Source organism: Kitasatospora sp. NPDC059648 (genome assembly GCF_042734825.1).
Taxonomy (GTDB): Bacteria; Actinomycetota; Actinomycetes; order Streptomycetales; family Streptomycetaceae; genus Kitasatospora.
Map to the genome: position 1 here is coordinate 1 of NZ_JBHWDU010000025.1, position 17,458 is coordinate 17,458.

The window sequence follows — 17,458 nt, forward strand, 5'->3', positions numbered from 1 at the left end:
CTCCCGCTACCCATGAAGTCAGGATGATCAAGAGATCACGAAGTGACCCGCTTTTGATCCGCTGTCCGTGGTCCTCGTTTCACCCGTTGCCGACACACGTTCGACCCGTCAGCTACCCTCGCGCTCGCATGCCAATTACTCAGGCCTAACGCTCCGGCTGGCCGTGACCGCGATGGCTCGATGCCCGCCCGGCAGGCCCCACTCCACGACGTGTAGTTTCGCCCGTTCGACAGCTCCGCGCGTAAGCCCCATGGCGGCAAGTGGGGTTGCCCCATGGCGCTCTAGCCAAGCGAGGCGGCGGCGTTGCTCTGCGGGGGCCAGAGCGTCCCAGGAATCGAGAGTGACTCCTGGCGCCGGCATGCCTAGCACCTCCATCCGGGCGGCGAGGTTGTGGACGTACGGGAGCTCGGAGGGGGAGCGCGCCAGCTCTATCAGGCACCAGGCAGTCGCGTACGAAATTGAGCCGTGGGCCCCCATTAGTCGGCGGGTTCGCCAATGTTGGATTGGTGCGAGCAGGAAACGTAAGACTGGCCATGTCATTCTGCGCCTCGTGCCCATCAGCTGGCATGCTCCTCGCTCGCTGAGCTGGATTGCTCAAGCTGTAGTTCTCGTTTTCGCTGTTCTTCCTTCAAGCGCTCGACGAATCGAGCAAACATTCGCAGTCGCTCGTCCTCGGAGAGGGGACTATTTGGATCGCTTCCGGCGTATTCATCGAGCATGAACTGTGAAGCGTTGTAATGTTTCTCGATCTCATCGGCAGTCGACTGGAGGTTGTAGCCGCGCTCCCGGAACTTGAAGTATCCGGTCACTCCCGCCGATATTCCTACAAATCCACTGAGGAAGGCAGTTCCGAACCTCAGCGTGGCGCTGTTTCCGTCGTTCATAGCGGTGAGCGATGACGTCACGATTGACCCGGTGATGATGATCACCTGGAAGAAATTGTGGACTCGACGGTTCCTGTTGGCGCCCTTCCGGTACTGGTCGATGATCTCCAGCGAAGCTTCGCGGTAGATCCGCAGGCCTGAGGGGGAATCCAGTGGGAGTTGGGCTGCGGCGGTCTGGCGATCTTGCAACGCATTGCGTAGCTCGCCGGACTTGGTGGCAATCTTCTTGCGGTTGGTCCACAGGAGTCGGCCCATTGCGACCCACAGGGCGACGACGATCGCCAGTCCCGCATATCTTGTGAACAGCGGCTGCGTATTCCAGAGGCCGATGATCACCGTATAGCCCAGCAGGAATGCCAGCGCGATCGCGCCAAGCATGCTCAGCAGGAAGATTCGCTGGAAGGTGCGGGCCCCGCGGATATCGACCTCTAGCTGGTCGAACTCCTTGACCTTCCTTCGGTAATCCTCCTGAAGGCGCCGCTCCTCCGCCGGTGTCAAAATCGGCCGGTATTCGGGCGGATTTTGCCCGCCTTCGGAAACACCTGCACCCGCTGTCACAGACCCCCCTGTTGCCTCACTGGACTTCTCGGAGGGTAGGGCACGGATCATTGGCGAACAAGGGTGGGTGCGTGTGCAGTGAACTCATGTGAAGAATGTTTCGAAAGTTATTAATGGGGTCGCTGAAATATTCGATTCGATGTGAACCTGATGAGGTCCCGGTGGGTCAACGTCCACTTTGGGCGTAGACGCTTTGCCGAGAGCGGGCGAGGAACCTGCTGACGGCCCCCACCCAGCTCACCTGGCGGAGGCTGATAGGCGGTTCCCTGCAAGAACTTGCGGACGGAACCGCCTCGGGCCCTTACCTATGTGGAGATGCTCCGACGGTGTCCTGCTGCCTTCCCCGTCTGATCCCTGCGCATGGCGGTCAGGGAGAGCTCAGCAAGCCGGGGAAGGAAGCTCACGTCGAGCTGCTCGACCGGGTGCAGGAGTCCTCGCTCGCAGGTGTCGGCGACCCACACTGTGCAGTTGGCGCGTGGGTAAGCCGGGTTGATCCCGATCTCGCCCTTCGGGAAGGTGCCGTTGAAGGGTGCCGGGATGCCCTCGGTGTTCCAGTAGGCCCACGCCTCCAAGGCCTTGGCTTGTTCGAAGGCGAGGTAGAGCTGCGGGTAGCGGTCGATGACCCGTAGTTCGCGGAAGACAAGCTGCCCCATCAGTCCTGGCGCTGTTTCGACGAGAGCGTCGAACTCCGAGCGGTGGAACGTGAAGGATGTCGTGTCCTGGTCCGGGGTGAGCGCTACGGCAGCGAACAGATGCGACAGGCGTTCCCGCACGTACCGAGCGACCCCGGCGGTCAGCCCGGCCTCGACCTGGCCGATGAGCTCAATGAGCCGGTCGTATCTCGGGTGGAAGCGAGACAGGTCGAAGAGCTTGTCCATGCCCTCCACAGTGGAGAAGGCGAGCTGCTTGTAGAGGCGGTTGTTCATCTCGCCGAGCTGCGCGTATGCCTTGGTCTCGCGGCTGGTGGAGTGGAGCATCAGGTACTCGGAGAGCACCTCGAAGTAGAGGTAGCCGAGGAACGGGAAGGCTGGCACGGTGGCGGCGAGTTGGTCGATGAAGTCGGCCTCCGGCGCTGGTGTTCCGGTGGCGTTGGCGAGGGCAGTGTCGAGGAAGGGCGCTGCGGCCTGGATACGCTGCAGGACCGTCTGGCGGAGCTGGGTGTCCTCGTGCTCGGTGAGGAAGCTGCGGTGGGTGAGGTAGGTCCGCAGGTGGATGGCGCCGAGGCGGAGGTAGTCGATGCCCTTGGGCGGGACCGGGGCGTCGGGGGTGATCTCGAAGACGAGGGTGCGGGTGTGCTTCTTGGTCTCCAGGAGGTAGGAGCCGAGGTTGTGGGGGCGCAGGCCGGCGGGCTCCGAGGTGAGTGGCGCGCAGTAGAGGGCGGCGACGAGGCAGCCGGTGGAGGCGTAGAGGTGGCCGCTGGCGCGGATGGCGTCGAGGGCGACGGTGGTGTGCATCAGGTGGATGGGGCGGCCGGAGGTGAGCGTCTCGGTCATGGCGTTGCTGCGCAGGAGCCAGCCGTTGGGGGTCTCGTGTTCGAGGTGGGATCGCCAGTCGGTTTCGGTCTTGGTGAGGCCGGCGGGCCCGGGGCGGGTGGGGGTGGTGGTGTGGTCGGTGTGGGCGTTGTCCCATTCGGCGTGCATGAGGTGGCCTCCTACTTGGCGGGGTCGAGGATCTGGCGGGCGTGGATGAGTGCTCCGTGGTTGCTTGCACCGTCGAGGCGGGCCCGTTCGCTGCGGACGACCAGGTCGTGGGCAACGGCATGGAGCCAGGCCGGCGGCACGAGCCGCAGGTGCGACGGGTCGGGCCACCAGCGGGCGAGGGGGAGCCGGTAGCGGTCCAGGCAGTCGGCAGCCTTGAGTAGGTCGATCAGGTGCGGTGCTCGCTGGTAGAGCTGGTCCTGCTGCACGCTAAAGCGCTCGTACGGCACGTCGTGGAGGCTGATGGCGGTGGCGGCCTGTGCGAGGACGTCCTGCGGCAGCTCCCGTCCGACCAGGCTGGTGACGGCGGTCTGGTTGCGGGTGAACCAGGCCGCTGCCCGTCGGCCGTGGCCTGGGTCGTCCCGGTCGTTGTGGCGCTGGCAATCGTGGACGGCTGCGGCGGCGCACAGCGCGGCCCTGTGGTCGCGGTCGAGTCCGTACTCCTGGGCAAGGATCGACGAGAGCAGCGAGACGCGGGCGTTGTGCCGGACGCCGTGAATGGAGTCGGCGCACCGGGGCTCCGTGAACCAGGTGACATCTGGTACCAGCATGAGCGGCGTGTGTGGCAGGGTGGGCGGCGCGGCGGAGACCTCGGGCCGCATCCCGGCGATCCACTCCAGGGTGGACTGGTCCATGACCTGGTGGTCCGGAAGCATCCGGCTCTCGGCGAGTTCCCTGAGCGACGCGGCGCCCGAGCGGTGCGTTCGTGCGGTCATGTCTGCTTCCTCGAAGGGATGGGTTCGGTGGGCATCAAGCTGGGCGTGGCGGTCCTGACCATGGGCACGCGGCCGAAGGAACTGGCCGAGCTGTTGGCCTCGGTGGAGATGCAGACCGTCCCGGCCGCGCAGGTCGTGGTGGTTGCCCAGGGCTGTCCGCTGACGGAGCTCCCGGCGTGGGTAGAGGGCGTCGAACTGGCCGAGAACCTCGGGGTGACCGGCGGCCGGAACGTGGCGCTGGAGCACCTGCGTGACGTGGACGTGGTGATCGACCTGGACGACGACGGTCTGCTGGTCGCCGACGACGTGTTCGCGAGGATCGAGGCCCTGTACGAGGCCGACCCCCGGCTGGGCATCGTGTCCTTCCGGATCGCCGACGAGACCGGGCTGACCCAGCGCCGCCACGTTCCCCGGCTGCGGGCCGGCGATCCGATGCGCGGTGGCGAGGTGACCAGCTTCCTCGGCGGCGGCCATGGGCTCTCGACGAAGATGCTGCGGCAGGTCGGGGACTGGCCGGACGCGTTCTTCTTCGCGCACGAGGAGACCGATATGGCCTGGCGGGCGCTCGATGCGGGCTGGCGGGTTCTGTACGCGCCGGAGTTGCTGCTGCAGCACCCGCGGACCAGCCCGACCCGGCATTCGTTCTTCTACCGGGTGAACGCCCGCAACCGCGTGTACCTCGCGCGCCGTCACCTGCCCGCCGTGCTGGTGCCGGTCTACCTCGGCGTGTGGGTGGTGCTCACCGTCGCCCGCACCCGGAACGCGGCTGGGTTGAAGGCGTGGTTCTCGGGCTTCGCCGAGGGCTGGCGCACACCGTGCGGTCGGCGCAAGCCGATGCGCTGGCGCACGGTGTGGACCATGACCCGGCTCGGCCGGCCCCCGATCATCTAGGCCGCAGCCGCCCGACGCATCCACTCCGGGATCGCGCCGGGGTTCGCCCGCAGCCAGGCCACGTAGCGGGCGACGCCCTCCTCGATGCTGGTGGTCGGCCGCCAGCCCAGCAGCTCCTCCATCCGCTCGACCGAGGCGTACCCGCCCTCGGGGTCGCCGGGCGGCATCGGTGTCTCAATGAGCTGCGTGCCGGGGTAGTGGGCGCGGACCAGTTCGGCGACCTGCCGGATCGACGTGCCAGTGCCCGTACCGATGTTGACCGTCTCGTTGTGCGCGCGGGGCGAGGTCAGCGCGTGCAGGGTCCCGGTGGCGATGTCGCCGACATGGACCAGGTCACGGATCTGGTGGCCGCCGCCGTTGAGCTGCAGCGGCAGGCCGAGCGCGGCCCGCATGGTGAACCAGGCGACCACCCAGGAGTGGCTGTTCTCCTTCACGATTTGAGGGTCGCCGTAGACCGAGAAGTACCGCACGATCGCGTAGGAGCGGTCAGCTTCCCCGAGCATGGCGGCGGTCTGGTACTCGCCCCAGACCTTGCTGTTCCCGTACACCGACACCGGCGCGACTGCCGCGTCCTCGACGAACTGCGGGCTGCCGTTGCCGTAGACGCTGGCCGAGGAGACGAAGACCATGCGCTGCACCCGGGTGGAGGCGGCGACGGCGTCGAGGACGTGCTGGGTACCGATGATGTTGGAGTCGATGGCGTCCAGCGGGCGGCGCGTGCAGGCGGCGACGTCGGCCAGTGCGGCGGCGTGGATCACGTAGTCGCATTCGGTGATCACTCGGTTCATCAGGCCCGGTTCGGCGATGTCGGCGACGATGAAGTCCGGGTTGAAGGTGTCGATGCCGAAGCGCTCGCGGTACACCTCGGGCGGATAGGCGTCGAGCTTGCACACCGAGATGGCGCGTGCGCCGAGTCGGCGGAGCTGGGCCGTGATGCGGCTGCCGATCAGGCCGCCGGCCCCGGTGACCAGGACGGTCTTTCCTGCGAGCTGTTCAAGGGACATGAGGTGCTCCCTCCTGTAGTGAGCGTGGAGTGTGGGCGAATCAGTTAGCGCGGTGCCGCGGGCAGGCGCAGTCGGGCCAGACCTCGATCCGGGCGACGTACTCGTCGGGGCCCGGGTTGGCGGCGATCACGCCGGAGTCGTCGTAGCGGGTGCCGTCCTGCGCCACCCTGAACGTGCGGATGGTCAGACCCGGACGGCGCCTGACGCGAGCGGCGCGGCCCTCTTCAGCAGTTGCGCTCGCCTCGCTATCCGCCGAGGGCCGCGCTTCCGCCGTTCGTCGGGTCGTGACGTTGTCCATCGGATCCCTCCCATTGCCGGCCGCGGATCGGTGCGCCGGTGGTGCTGGACGGGGTGATCGGCAGGTGCTTCAAGCCGCCCCGATCTCACTCTTCGCTGTCAGCTGTGCGCGGATTGCGAAGTGCCGTCAGCATGGCGGCGGGCGGCCACGCATCGATACGACGTCGCTGCCGTCATGGCCGCGTCGTCGCCGGGCGCTGGTTGGCGTGGTCGACGACGTGGTGCGTCATGACCACCGTCATGGCTGCCGTCATCTGGCCTGAGAGTCCTCCGGACGGGTTTCCTGTGGACCAGCCACGGCTATCGTCAGAGCAGACGAACGGGGACGGAGGGGATCCGCGGTGGCCGAAACTCCCACGCGCTTAAGGGTCTTGACGCTGCAGCGCCACTGGCAGGTCTACGAGACCTTCCGCCTTCGGTTCGAGGCAACGGCGAACTCGGCCGCCGAGCAGGAAAACGACCCCCGGCTCCGGGGCCTGTCGGTCTCCAAGCGGCAGTTCGAGCGCTGGTACGGCGGCGCGGTGAAGACTCGCCCCTACCCGGACCAGTGCCGGGTGCTGGAGGCGATGTTCGGCGTCAGCGTCGACGTGCTCCTCGCGCCTGCACCGGCCGCTTCTCTGTCGGCGCCTGCGGTCGCCGGCTCGTTCGTCGTCCCGCCGCCACGGTCGGGCCCTGTCCTTCTCTCATCCGAGCAGGCAGCGGCGCTGCCTGCCGGCGGCCCGTCCAGCAGCGAGACCCGCTTCGACGCGGGCACGATGGAATTGGAAAGGCAGGTCGCAATGGCGGCTCGTCGTGCACTTCGGTTCACCGCGATGGCGGAGGGTAGCAGCATCGGCCCGGAGACCCTGGGACAGATCCACGACGAGGTACGGCGGCTGACCGTCGCCTACCCGAAGCTGGCGCTGCCGACCCTGCTCGGTGACCTGGTCGAGGTCCAGGACCTCACCTTCCGGCTGCTGGAGCACGGCCGCGTCAAGCCGCTGCAGGCTCGGGAGCTGTACCTGCTCGCTGGGATCACCTCCGGCATGCTCGCCAAGGCCAGCCACGACCTGGGCAACCCGAACGCGGCGATGATGCAGGCCCGCACCGCCTTCGTCTGCGCCGACAACGCCGACCACCACGCCATGCGCGCCTGGGTCCGCTCGCTCCAGTCGCTCATCTCCTACTGGGCGGGCCGCCCCGGCGAGGCCGCCGACTACGCCGCCCTCGGGCAGAGCGCGGCCAGCGACGTCCGCGGCACCACCAGCGTCTGGTTGGCCTGCCTTTCCGCCCGCGCCCACTCCCTCCTCGGCGACGGCGAGGCCACCCGCACCGCCATCCAGCAGGCCGAGGACGCCCGCGCGGCCGCCGAACCCGACGACCTCGACGCCTTCGGCGGCATCATGACCTTCCCCGTGCCCCGCCAGCTCTACTACGTCGCCGAGGCCACCGTGCAGCTCGGCGAGGACGCCGCACTCGGCGAGAGCCAGTCCGAGGCCGCCGTCGCCGCCTACCGCGACGCCTCCGAGGACGAGTGGGCCTTCGGCGACGAGGCCGGCGCACAGACCGACCTCGCCCTCGCCCGCATCGCCCGAGGCGAGGTCGAAGGTGCTGTTGAAGCCGTCCGCCCGGTGCTCGACCTCCCCATCGAGCAACGGAACTTCGGCATCGTCAGCAGCGCCCAGCGCGTCCACGCCGCGCTGAGTGCCGATGGCCGTCGCAACGGCATCGTGGGCGTCAACCTGCAGCAAGAGATCGAGGCCTTCACTGCGACCCCGACCTCAGTCCTCGTCCGGTGACCCCACGGATAGGCTCCGCAGCCATGACCCCAGTCCACCTGGCCGGCCCCCGCCTGGCCCTGCGCGAAGTCGAACCCGAGGACACCGACGACCTCCTGGCCATCTACGGCGACCCCGAGGCCACCCGGCACCTCAGCTTCGAACCCCGCACCCGCGAGCAGGTCCAGGCGATCACCGCCCGCTCCATCGCCGCCGCGAACGCCAGTCCCAGGACCGAGTACTGCCTGGCCATCACCCGCCTCGGCGAACACCGGCTGATCGGGTACGCCCGACTGGCCACCGAGCCGCAGGAGGCCGCCACCATCGGCTTCGCCCTCCACCCGGCCGAGTGGGGCAAGGGCCTCGGCGCGGAAACCGTCCACCTGCTGTGCGCCCTCGGCTTCAACGTCCTCGGCCTCCACCGCATCTGGGCCGCTCGCTCCCCGCTCAACGAGGCCTCCGGGCGCACCCTGCTGCGAGCCGGCATGACCGAGGACGGGCGAATCCGCGACCACGTCTTCGTCCACGGCGCCTGGCGCGACTCGATCACCTACTCGATCCTGGAACGCGAGTGGTCATCGAACGGCGTGCTGGGAATCGCTGGCGATCACGAGGGCTGAGCCCCGGGGGATCTGCGCCTATGGGTCTGGCAGTGCAGCACCTCTGGGAACTCTCCCGCTGGCCTTGGCTCCGAAGTCTGTCCTCGCACCCCTGGGCGAGGGCAGATGCGCGCGGCGGGCGGACAGCCTGCTCCGTCAGGAGCGGGCCATGGGGTAAGGACTCCTTACCTCACAACTTGCTCCGGCTTCCGGCTCTCTGCGCGGAGTCCGGATCACGGGGACTCTGATGTCGCCGGAGGTATCTGGGGGCGTTGGCAATGCTCTTGATCCTGGACCTGCGTAGGTCAGATCACGGACGTTCCGGTGGGCGGTGGAAGCTCGAAGACCTGCTCGAAGGTAGGGCGTTCACGGTGGGGCGTACACGCGAGCCCCCTTCTAAGGAGGGGGCTCGCGCGTGAACGCTGGGTCGAGTGGACGGCGTGTACGCCTCCGTGATCGCTCTACCTGCGGTTTCTTCGCTCGACGTGGACGGTGTGAACGGCCTTCGCCGGGCCGTTCGCAAGAGAGGCGCGTGAACGGTCCCGTGATCGGTCCACGCCCGGCCGTCGGTGCCTGGCGGGGCTGTGATCCGGCTGCCGACCGGACGCGCGATGCGCCCGGTCGGTGCTGTCCGCTGGTTGCCGGTCACGGTTTTGAGGTGGTGGATGGTGACCGCCGGGTCGCCGGCCTCCCCGGCGATGAACAGGACGCTGCCCGCTCCGGCGGTCAGCCACGTCGACCCGTACACCCGGTCCAGGGTGGGTCGCATCCCGCGTGGGGCGTCGGCGGCTGCCTTGCGCTGGTGGTGGAGCTCCATGACCTGCACGCCCGCGCGCAGGGCGCGCATGCGGGCGTTGTTGAAGGCGACGGCCAGGGAGTCGTCGACGAGGGTGCTGACCGCGTCCTTGAGGCTGTCGATGACGATGGTGTCGGCGCGGTGGGCGGCGGCGAGTTCGGCGAGCAGGTCGGGCTCCTTGTCGAGGGTGGTGGGAAGCGGGCCCTGCCACACGGCGAGCCGGTCACGCAGGTGGGCTTCGTCGGCAGGGGTGATGTGACGGGCCATGGCGCGGGCGATCTGCTGGGGGCGGTCCATGGCGAGGTAGAGCACACGCTCTCCCTCGGCGACGGGCAGGTCGAGGACGGAGGCTTGCAGGCCGAGGCGGGCGAGGACGACCTGGTGGGCGAGGGTGGTCTTGCCGACGCCGGGTGCGCCGACGATCATCAGGCTTTCACCGGCGGCCCAGGCTGTCTGTTCGCGGTGCCCCAGAGGGGTTCCTTGTCCGCGCCGGTCTTGGTGACGAAGTCCCAGCCGTTGACGATGTAGCGGGCCAGGCGACTGCTACCGGAGGCCAGGGCGCGCTCGCGCTCGGCACGGATCTCCGTCTCGACGGCCGTGCGGATCTCATCCGGGTCGGCACCTGGGGTCAGCGCGTGGTGGACGGTGCGGATGCCGGTGGCGTGCAGGGTCCGCAGTTGGGCGTCGCGGCGCACGATCTGCGCGTAGTAGTCGGCGCTGTCTGTCGAGGGCGGCGCGACGGCGACCAGCGTGTGGAGGTAGGCCGCACCTCCGATGCGGGAGAGATCTCCTTTGCCCCGCAGGTGGTCTGTGAGGGCGATGGGATCAGTCGGGGCGTCCTCTGCGCGCAGGGCGAGGATCGCGCGCCAGATGGTCTCGTGGGCGGGCCGGTAGAAGTCGCCCGCGTCCAGCGTCCTCCGTACCTGATCCACCGCCTGGTGCTTCAGCATGCACGCGCCGAGGACCGCCTGCTCGGCGTCGATGTTGTGCGGCGGCTCCCCGAAGGTGGTGCCGACGGGCGCGGGGCTTGGCTCCGACGCGCGGCGGTCCCGTCGCCGGTCGTGGGCTGACGGGCCAGGCGGCGGGGCCGTAGGCTTGTCCACAGCGGTGTCCTCACTCGGAGGATTCGGGCGGCTACCCGGTTCCTCCGTTGTCGACTGTTCCAGGGATGGGCGGTTCGAGGTTTCTGCTGTGGCCCCCGGTGTTCGTAGCACTGGGGGCCTTTTTCGTCGCGATGCCGGGTGGCTGGCCCGGCTGGCCGATGCAGTTCGGCTCAGTTGCGTTTCATCTTGCATCAAGTTAACGTCGTGCTCGACGCATTGCAAATGGGCTTATCGACGATGCATGGAGGGTTGGCCGTGGCTGACGAAGACCGGCGACAACGGCTGGAGGGGGAGGAGAACGTCGCTCGGCGCATCAAGATGGAGCGCGAGGCGCGCGGGTGGAGTACCGCCACGCTCGCCGAGCGCCTTACCGAGGCCGGCTACCCGCTCAACCAGTCGGCGGTGTGGCGCATCGAGAGCGGCGAGCCACGCCGCAGGGTCAACCTGGACGAGGCCATCGGCTTCGCCAAGGTCTTCGACATCTCCCTGGACAACCTGGTCGGACCACCCGAGATCGCCGCGAACACCCACGTGAAGCGGCTGCTGGCGGAGTTCGCCGAGAGCTGGCAGAAGTCTGTCGCCGCCCGCAAGGAGATGGACCGGGCCCGCGAGGCGCTCGACTCCTACGGCCGTGCCCACCCGAACCTCGAAGAGCTCATCAAAGCGATGATCACCCGGGTCGTGGCGGACGCGGCCGATGACGACTACCGCTCGCCGAACTTCCCGCCGGGCGCCTCCGGCACCGGAGGTCTCGGCGACCCAGGAACCGAGACGTAGCCAGAGCACCCGAGGGCGTGCCCCGACCACCTGAGGCCGCCCGCTATCCGTCGCTGCTTCCGCACGCCAGTCCCGTCGCCGATCCGATGATGACCGGCATCATGCCGGGCATCCGGCGGTTTGGTGCGGCCGGAATCTGCGGCTAACGTCCCGTCCCGCCGGTCCGACCACGGGCTTCGCCAGCCAGTGAACCCTCGACCAGCCATGCCCTCCGCAGCCTCTCGGCGCTACGAACGCCGGGGGTCGCCACGCGGACCCGAACCACCAATCGCCCATCCCTGGAACATCGACAACGGTGGCGCATAGCCGAAAGCGCCGCTGGGATAGGACACCCATGTCCGAAACGTCTTTCGAGCTCTCCCGAGTGGCCTACGCCCTCGGCACCACCGAGCACGTGCTCCTCCGCCTGATCGCTGATCAGGACGGGGCTGCGGCCGACTCCACACTGGTCGCGCTCACCGTCGAGGAGGCTGCCCGCCGACTCGGCATCGGGCGAACGAAGATGTACGAGTTCGTCGTCTCCGGCGAGATCCCCTCCGTGAAGATCGGAAGCCTCCGCCGGATACCCGCCGAGGCGGTGGGCGCGTTCCTCGCGAAGCGCCTTCACTCCGCCGGCCTCGACCTTGCGGCCTGAGGGGGCAGACATGGCGAACTCCCGTCAGCCCAACGGCGCATCATCCATCCACCAGGCCAAGGACGGTCGTTGGCACGGCTACGTCACCGTCGGAGTCAAGGACGACGGTCGTCCCGACCGCCGTCACGTCACCCGTAAGACCCGAGCCGATGTCACCAAGGCGGTCCGCGAGCTGGAACGGCAGCGCGACTCCGGCGCGGTGCGGAAGACCGGCCAGACCTGGACCGTCAAGACGTGGCTCACCCACTGGGTCGAGAACATCGCCGCTCTGCATGTCTCCGAGAACACCATCGATGGCTACCGCGTGGCCGTGAACCACCACCTCATCCCCGGCCTCGGTGCACACCGCCTGGAGAAGTTGGAGCCGGAGCACCTGGAACGCTTCTACAAGAAGATGCGGGACAACGGCAGCGCCGCCGGCACCGCGCACCAGGTCCACCGCACGGTGCGCGCGGCGCTCAACGAGGCGAAGCGCCGTCGGCACATCACTGAGAACCCGGCGACGGTCGCCAAGGCCCCGCGGTTGGAGGAAGAGGAGGTCGAGCCGTACTCGGTCGAGGAGGTGCAGCGGCTTCTCATCGAAGCGGAGCGCCAGCGGAACGCCGCCCGTTGGGTGATTGCCCTGGCCCTCGGCCTGCGGCAGGGCGAGGTGTTGGGCCTGCAGTGGACCGATGTCGACTTCGAAGCCAGCGTCATCCGCGTGCGGCGTGGACGGTTGCGGCCCCGCTACCATCACGGCTGCGGTGACCGCTGTGGGCGCAAGCCGGGCTACTGCCCGCAGAAGATCAGCATCCGTCGCGAGACCAAGGACACCAAGTCCCGTGCGGGCAGGCGCCCGATCGGTGTCCCCGACGAGCTGATGAACCTGCTTGCGCGGCACAAGGTTGAGCAGGACCGCGAACGGCGGCTTGCCCGCGACCTGTGGGAGGAGAAGGGGTACGTCTTCACCTCTCCGACCGGCCAGCCGCTGAACCCCAACACCGACTACCACCGGTGGAAGGACCTGCTGAAGGCCGCGAATGTTCGCGATGGTCGGCTCCACGATGCCCGCCACACCGCTGCCACTGTCCTGCTGATCCTCGGCGTTCCCGATGCGGTCGTCGACGCGATCATGGGGTGGGAGCCTGGCAAGTCCGCTCGGATGCGCCGGCGGTACCAGCACCTGACGGCCCCTGTCCTCAAGGACACCGCCGACAAGATCGGCGGTTTGCTCTGGGCGGCTGGCCGTTCTGCGTAGCTCTTCAACGCCAAGGGCCTCGACCACTGAATGGTCGAGGCCCTTGCCGTTCCCGGGGTGACTGCCGATATCTGCCGAAGTCTGCCGAGTCTTGCCGAAGCCTGCCGACTCTGGTTTGATATCCCTCGGCAAGACCGGCATGCGCCGGATCGTTGAGAAAGGGGGGCGGAGTCCCGTGGCGAAGAGTGACGAGGGCGAGCGCCCTGACTGGCGCGACGAGCGTATGGGCACCAAGGTGCGCGTGGCCCTCTGGCTTCTCGCTGAGGTCGGTGAGGGTTGCGTCTTCACCCGGGAGCAGCTGAGAGCGGCGTTTCCGAACGCGGCTCAGGTCGATCGTCGAATGCGTGACCTTCGCGATGATGACTGGGTCATCGAAACGCAGCTCACGCAGGTCTCGCTGCAGGCACACGAAATGCTCTTCGTGCGGGCCGGGGCGGCGGTCTGGGACCCGTCGATTCGTGCCGCCCGTCAGCGACGTTCGCGCTCTGCGCGCCTCGAAGCCCTTGCGAGGGATGGATGCAGCTGCGTGCGTTGTGGTCAGGCGCCGGGCGAGCGGTTCCTGGACGTTGCCTACGCCGTGCCGCTTTCGGAAGGCGGTCAGGCTGACCTCGGCAACCTGATCACCCTTTGTGCAAACTGCAATGCCCTCGCTACCCGTGGCCTGGACGAGACCCCCGGAGGAGACGACGTCTGGATGCAGTTGGAGGGTCTGTCCCTGCGCGAGCAGTCTCGCCTGCTGGCGTGGATGGCTATGGGGCGACGTCCGCTTTCGCCTGCTGAGCGGGCCTGGCAGGCCTACCGCCGCCTGCCGGCGGACCGCGCCCAGTCGCTCAAGGAGAGACTCGGCGAGGTTGTGAACGGCCAACTTGGCGACGATGAGGCGGCTCAATCGCCGAAGGCTGGCGACTCCGCGCTGTAGCCACAAAATACTTCCGCCGGACTCCGTGTCACCTTCCACAGATCCACGGGCCCGGCGGCCGGCTCCACCCCGTCTAATGAGGAGAACCATGTTCAGTATGCAGGTTGCGCTGTTCGAGGGCGAGCGTCCGCCCAGGCTCGAGCTCCTGGCGGCTGCTGTTGCCGTCGGCTACACCGCCGGTTACGGCGTCGCGGCTGGCAATGAGATCGCTCAGGCGGTCGGCGCGGCTATCGCGTCTGGGATTGCCTGGCTGTGGGCGCGGTGGCGCCAGTAACGACGGCTCGCTGAATCGGATGTAGGCGACGTAGCTCTTCCGTGGCGCCCTGGTCCTGCTCGCCTGGTAGGACCAAGGCCCGTCCGTCTACAGATCCCAACTGCAACCAAAACTGCAACCACGGAACGACGAAGGCCCGGACCGCTGAGCGGTCCGGGCCTTCGTTTGCCCTGGCGGGCGGAGGCGGAGGATACGAGATTCGAACTCGTGAGGGGTTGCCCCCAACACGCTTTCCAAGCGTGCGCCCTAGGCCTCTAGGCGAATCCTCCGTGGGAGAGCTTAGTACATGTTTTGGGGTGCTCGCGACCAGCTATCCCGCAGGCCGGAGGGCGGGGGTGGCCTGTGGATCGTCGGGGCCGGGATCCGGTAGTGTGGGGGTCAGCCCCTCGTGTGGCGTCATCTCTCTGAACCCCCCCAGGGCCGGAAGGCAGCAAGGGTAGGAGGGCTCTGGCGGGTGCACGGGGGGTCTTTGCGTTCCCGGGGGCGTCCCGGCCGGGGCCGGGGGCGAAGGGGCGACGCGTTTGTCGGCCCGTCCCGATATCGTCGGTGGTGTGTCCCTAGCCCTGTACCGCCGCTACCGCCCCGAGACCTTCGCGGAGGTCATCGGGCAGGAGCACGTGACCGCTCCGCTCCAGCAGGCCCTGCGCAACAACAGGGTCAACCACGCGTACCTGTTCAGCGGGCCGCGCGGCTGTGGCAAGACGACGAGCGCGCGCATCCTGGCCCGTTGCCTGAACTGTGAGCAGGGGCCGACGCCGACGCCCTGCGGGGAGTGCCAGTCCTGTCGGGACCTCGCGACCGGCGGCCCCGGCTCGATCGACGTGATCGAGATCGACGCCGCCTCGCACGGTGGTGTGGACGACGCGCGCGAGCTGCGCGAGCGGGCCTTCTTCGCGCCGGTGCACAGCCGGTACAAGATCTTCATCCTGGACGAGGCGCACATGGTGACCTCGGCCGGCTTCAACGCGCTGCTCAAGGTGGTCGAGGAGCCGCCGGAGCACCTCAAGTTCATCTTCGCGACCACCGAGCCGGAGAAGGTGATCGGGACGATCCGGTCCCGCACCCACCACTACCCGTTCCGGCTGGTCCCGCCCGGCACGCTGCGCGACTACCTGGCGGAGGTCTGCGGCCGCGAGGGCATCCAGGTCGAGGACCCGGTGTTCCCGCTGGTGGTACGGGCCGGCGCGGGCTCGGTGCGTGACTCGATGTCGGTCATGGACCAGCTGCTGGCCGGGGCCGGCGAGGGCGGTGTCACCTACCAGATGGCGACCGCGCTGCTCGGGTACACCGACTCGGCACTGCTGGACGAGGTGGTGGACGCCTTCGCCGCGCACGACGGCGCGACGGTGTTCCAGGTGATCGACCGGGTGGTCGAGGGCGGGCACGACCCGCGCCGCTTCGTCACCGACCTGCTGGAGCGGCTGCGCGACCTGGTGATCCTCGCCACCGTGCCGGAGGCGGGCGAGAAGGGGCTGATCGACGCCCCGGCGGACCGGATCGCCGTGATGCAGGCGCAGGCGGACGCGTTCGGCGCGGCCGAGCTGAGCCGGGCGGCCGACATCGTCAACACCGGGCTCACCGAGATGCGCGGAAACGCGGCGCCGAGGCTCCAGCTGGAGCTGATCTGCGCCCGGGTGATGCTGCCCGGTGCGTACAGCGACGAGCTGTCGCTCCAGGCGCGCCTGGACAAGCTGGAGCGCCGGGCGGCCGCGGGCGGCTTCGCCGCGCCGGCCGGGACGGCGCCGATGGCCGCCGTGCCGACGGCCGCCCCGTCGGTGGTGGAGGTGCCGGTGGAGGTACCCGCGCCGGCCGTTGCGCCGGCGATGCCCGCCGCGCCGGTTGCCCCGGCACCCGCTCCAGCGCAGGCGACCCCGCCTCCGGCCCCCGCCGGGCCCGCCCCGGGCGCCTGGCCGATCCCCCGCAGCTTCCCGCCCGCCGGCGGCGCCCCGGCCCCGGCCGCGCCGCCCGTGCAGTCGCAGCCGCAGTCGGCCCCGCAGCCCGCGCCCACCCCGCCCCCGGTCCAGCCGGCCGCCCCCGTCCCCGCCGCTGCGGCCCCGGCCCCCGGCGGCCAGCCGTCCGCGGCCGCCCAGCAGGGTGCGGCGCAGGTCCGGCAGCTGTGGCCGCAGATCCTGGAGGCGGTGAAGAACCGCCGCCGCTTCACCTGGATCCTGCTCAGCCAGAACGGCCAGGTGGCCGGGTTCGACGGCAGCACCCTCCAGGTCTCGTTCATCAACGCGGGCGCCCGGGACAGCTTCGTCGGCAGCAACAGCGACGACGTGCTGCGCCAGGCGCTGTCCGACGCGCTGGGCGTGGACTGGCGGATCGAGTGCATCGTCGACCCGTCCGGTGGCGGTGGTGGAGGCGGCGGCACGGCCCCGACCGCGACCGCCTCGGCCGGCGGTGGCTGGGGGGCCCCGGCCCGTCCCGCGGCCGCCGCGCCGCCGGCGGCCGCCCCCGCCCCGGTGCAGCCCCAGGTGCAGGCGCCCGCCCCGGTCCGGTCGCAGCCCCAGCCGTCGGCCCCGGCCCCCGCGCCGGTACAGGCCCCGCCGCCCGCCGCGCCGGTGCCCCCGGCCCGCCCGGTGCGGTCGGTGGCTCCGGAGGACGACATCCCGGAGGAGGACGACCCGGACCTCAACGAGGAGGCCTTCTCCGGCCAGGAGCTGATCATCCGCGAGCTGGGCGCCACGGTGCTGGAGGAGATCCACCACCGGGGCAACTGAGCGGGGCCCGGCAGGACCGGGTGGGGCATCGGGCGCCCGGACACTGTCCCCACGGGCGGGCCCGGCCCCGTAGGCTCGGCGGTGACGAACGAAGTACCGCGTGACAGCAAGGAGTGAGCCGTGTTTCCCGGTGGTGGTCAGCCCAACATGCAGCAGCTGCTCAAGCAGGCGCAGAAGATGCAGCAGGAGCTCGCGAAGGCCCAGCAGGAGCTGGCCGAGGCGAAGGTGAACGGTACGGCCGGCGGTGGCCTGGTCGAGGCCACGGTGACGGGCTCGGGCGAGCTGGTGGCGCTGACCATCGCCCCGGCCGCCGTGGACCCGGAGGACACCGAGACCCTGGCCGACCTGATCCTGGCGGCCGTCCGGGACGCGACCCAGGCGGCCCAGAAGATGCAGGCCGAGCGGATGGGCCCGCTCACCCAGGGCCTGGGCGGCGGCGGCATCCCGGGTCTGCCGTTCTAGGACTTCCCCGTCCGGGAAGCCCTCCCGGGACGTCCCTTCCAGGACGTTCCTCATGTGATTTCTGTGGGAGTCGGGCGTCGGCCGGTGTGTCCGGCGCCCGATTCGTTGGATGATGGCACCGGAGCACCTCCGA

Annotated in this window: 15 protein-coding genes, 1 tRNA gene, 1 other RNA gene and 1 pseudogene; 11 read left to right on the forward strand and 7 right to left on the reverse strand. The window is 69.1% G+C overall.

The window, feature by feature from the left end; all coding sequences use genetic code 11:
• Window positions 1-557: 557 nt before the first annotated feature.
• From ACFV1W_RS17260 to ACFV1W_RS17270, 3 genes are all read right to left on the reverse strand, one after another.
• Window positions 558-1,442 (reverse strand): DUF4231 domain-containing protein, encoded by an 885-nt coding sequence (locus tag ACFV1W_RS17260; RefSeq protein ID WP_380417363.1) that lies wholly within the window; start codon window positions 1,440-1,442, stop codon window positions 558-560.
• Window positions 1,443-1,747: 305 nt separating this feature from the next.
• Complete coding sequence (locus tag ACFV1W_RS17265) at window positions 1,748-3,082, reverse strand: hypothetical protein (protein ID WP_380417365.1); 1,335 nt, start codon at window positions 3,080-3,082, stop codon at window positions 1,748-1,750.
• A gap of 11 nt (window positions 3,083-3,093) precedes the next feature.
• Window positions 3,094-3,855, reverse strand: a complete 762-nt coding sequence (locus ACFV1W_RS17270; protein ID WP_380417367.1) for a hypothetical protein — start codon at window positions 3,853-3,855, stop codon at window positions 3,094-3,096.
• 18 nt (window positions 3,856-3,873) lie between these two features.
• Here ACFV1W_RS17270 and ACFV1W_RS17275 point away from each other — a divergent pair, with 18 nt between their 5' ends.
• Window positions 3,874-4,746 (forward strand): glycosyltransferase family 2 protein, encoded by an 873-nt coding sequence (locus tag ACFV1W_RS17275; protein ID WP_380417369.1) that lies wholly within the window; start codon window positions 3,874-3,876, stop codon window positions 4,744-4,746.
• On the opposite strand, the gene ACFV1W_RS17280 is transcribed toward ACFV1W_RS17275, so the two are convergent.
• Both ACFV1W_RS17280 and ACFV1W_RS17285 read right to left on the reverse strand, forming a co-directional pair.
• Window positions 4,743-5,750, reverse strand: coding sequence for an NAD-dependent epimerase/dehydratase family protein (locus ACFV1W_RS17280; RefSeq protein WP_380417371.1), 1,008 nt, complete (start codon window positions 5,748-5,750; stop codon window positions 4,743-4,745). The two genes, ACFV1W_RS17275 and ACFV1W_RS17280, sit on opposite strands and share 4 nt — an antisense overlap.
• A 40-nt stretch (window positions 5,751-5,790) precedes the next feature.
• Window positions 5,791-6,048, reverse strand: coding sequence for a hypothetical protein (locus ACFV1W_RS17285; RefSeq protein ID WP_380417372.1), 258 nt, complete (start codon window positions 6,046-6,048; stop codon window positions 5,791-5,793).
• A gap of 370 nt (window positions 6,049-6,418) precedes the next feature.
• Between ACFV1W_RS17285 and ACFV1W_RS17290 the strand changes: the two genes are divergently transcribed.
• Window positions 6,419-7,825, forward strand: a complete 1,407-nt coding sequence (locus ACFV1W_RS17290; protein WP_380417374.1) for a hypothetical protein — start codon at window positions 6,419-6,421, stop codon at window positions 7,823-7,825.
• A 23-nt stretch (window positions 7,826-7,848) separates the two neighbouring features.
• Entirely contained in the window at window positions 7,849-8,424 is a 576-nt protein-coding gene (locus ACFV1W_RS17295; protein ID WP_380417376.1) for a GNAT family N-acetyltransferase, read from the forward strand.
• A 619-nt stretch (window positions 8,425-9,043) separates the two neighbouring features.
• On the opposite strand, the pseudogene ACFV1W_RS17300 reads toward ACFV1W_RS17295, so the two are convergent.
• A pseudogene (locus ACFV1W_RS17300) lies at window positions 9,044-10,149 on the reverse strand (DnaB-like helicase N-terminal domain-containing protein); the annotation flags it as partial.
• A 408-nt stretch (window positions 10,150-10,557) separates the two neighbouring features.
• On the opposite strand from ACFV1W_RS17300, the gene ACFV1W_RS17305 reads away from it, so the two are divergent.
• From ACFV1W_RS17305 to ACFV1W_RS17325, 5 genes are all read left to right on the forward strand, one after another.
• Window positions 10,558-11,079 carry a helix-turn-helix domain-containing protein gene (locus tag ACFV1W_RS17305; RefSeq protein ID WP_380417378.1) on the forward strand — a complete coding sequence of 174 codons (522 nt, stop codon included), beginning with the start codon at window positions 10,558-10,560 and terminating at the stop codon, window positions 11,077-11,079.
• A 334-nt stretch (window positions 11,080-11,413) separates the two neighbouring features.
• Window positions 11,414-11,713 (forward strand): helix-turn-helix domain-containing protein, encoded by a 300-nt coding sequence (locus ACFV1W_RS17310; RefSeq protein ID WP_380417380.1) that lies wholly within the window; start codon window positions 11,414-11,416, stop codon window positions 11,711-11,713.
• A gap of 10 nt (window positions 11,714-11,723) precedes the next feature.
• Entirely contained in the window at window positions 11,724-12,950 is a 1,227-nt protein-coding gene (locus ACFV1W_RS17315; RefSeq protein ID WP_380417382.1) for a tyrosine-type recombinase/integrase, read from the forward strand.
• Between the two features lie 175 nt (window positions 12,951-13,125).
• Window positions 13,126-13,869: an HNH endonuclease gene (locus ACFV1W_RS17320; RefSeq protein ID WP_380417384.1), complete on the forward strand. Its 744-nt coding sequence runs from the start codon at window positions 13,126-13,128 to the stop codon at window positions 13,867-13,869.
• 88 nt (window positions 13,870-13,957) lie between these two features.
• Window positions 13,958-14,143, forward strand: coding sequence for a hypothetical protein (locus ACFV1W_RS17325; RefSeq protein ID WP_380417386.1), 186 nt, complete (start codon window positions 13,958-13,960; stop codon window positions 14,141-14,143).
• Between the two features lie 184 nt (window positions 14,144-14,327).
• Here the strand turns inward: ACFV1W_RS17325 and ACFV1W_RS17330 are convergent.
• Window positions 14,328-14,412 (reverse strand) — tRNA-Ser (locus tag ACFV1W_RS17330).
• Between the two features lie 111 nt (window positions 14,413-14,523).
• On the opposite strand from ACFV1W_RS17330, the gene ffs reads away from it, so the two are divergent.
• From ffs to ACFV1W_RS17345, 3 genes are all read left to right on the forward strand, one after another.
• An RNA gene (gene ffs / locus ACFV1W_RS17335) (signal recognition particle sRNA small type) lies at window positions 14,524-14,614 on the forward strand.
• Window positions 14,615-14,694: 80 nt separating this feature from the next.
• Window positions 14,695-16,863, forward strand: coding sequence for a DNA polymerase III subunit gamma and tau (locus tag ACFV1W_RS17340; protein WP_380417387.1), 2,169 nt, complete (start codon window positions 14,695-14,697; stop codon window positions 16,861-16,863).
• A gap of 120 nt (window positions 16,864-16,983) precedes the next feature.
• On the forward strand, window positions 16,984-17,325 hold the full coding sequence (locus tag ACFV1W_RS17345) for a YbaB/EbfC family nucleoid-associated protein (protein WP_380417389.1): 342 nt from the start codon (window positions 16,984-16,986) through the stop codon (window positions 17,323-17,325).
• The last annotated feature ends 133 nt before the right edge of the window (window positions 17,326-17,458 follow it).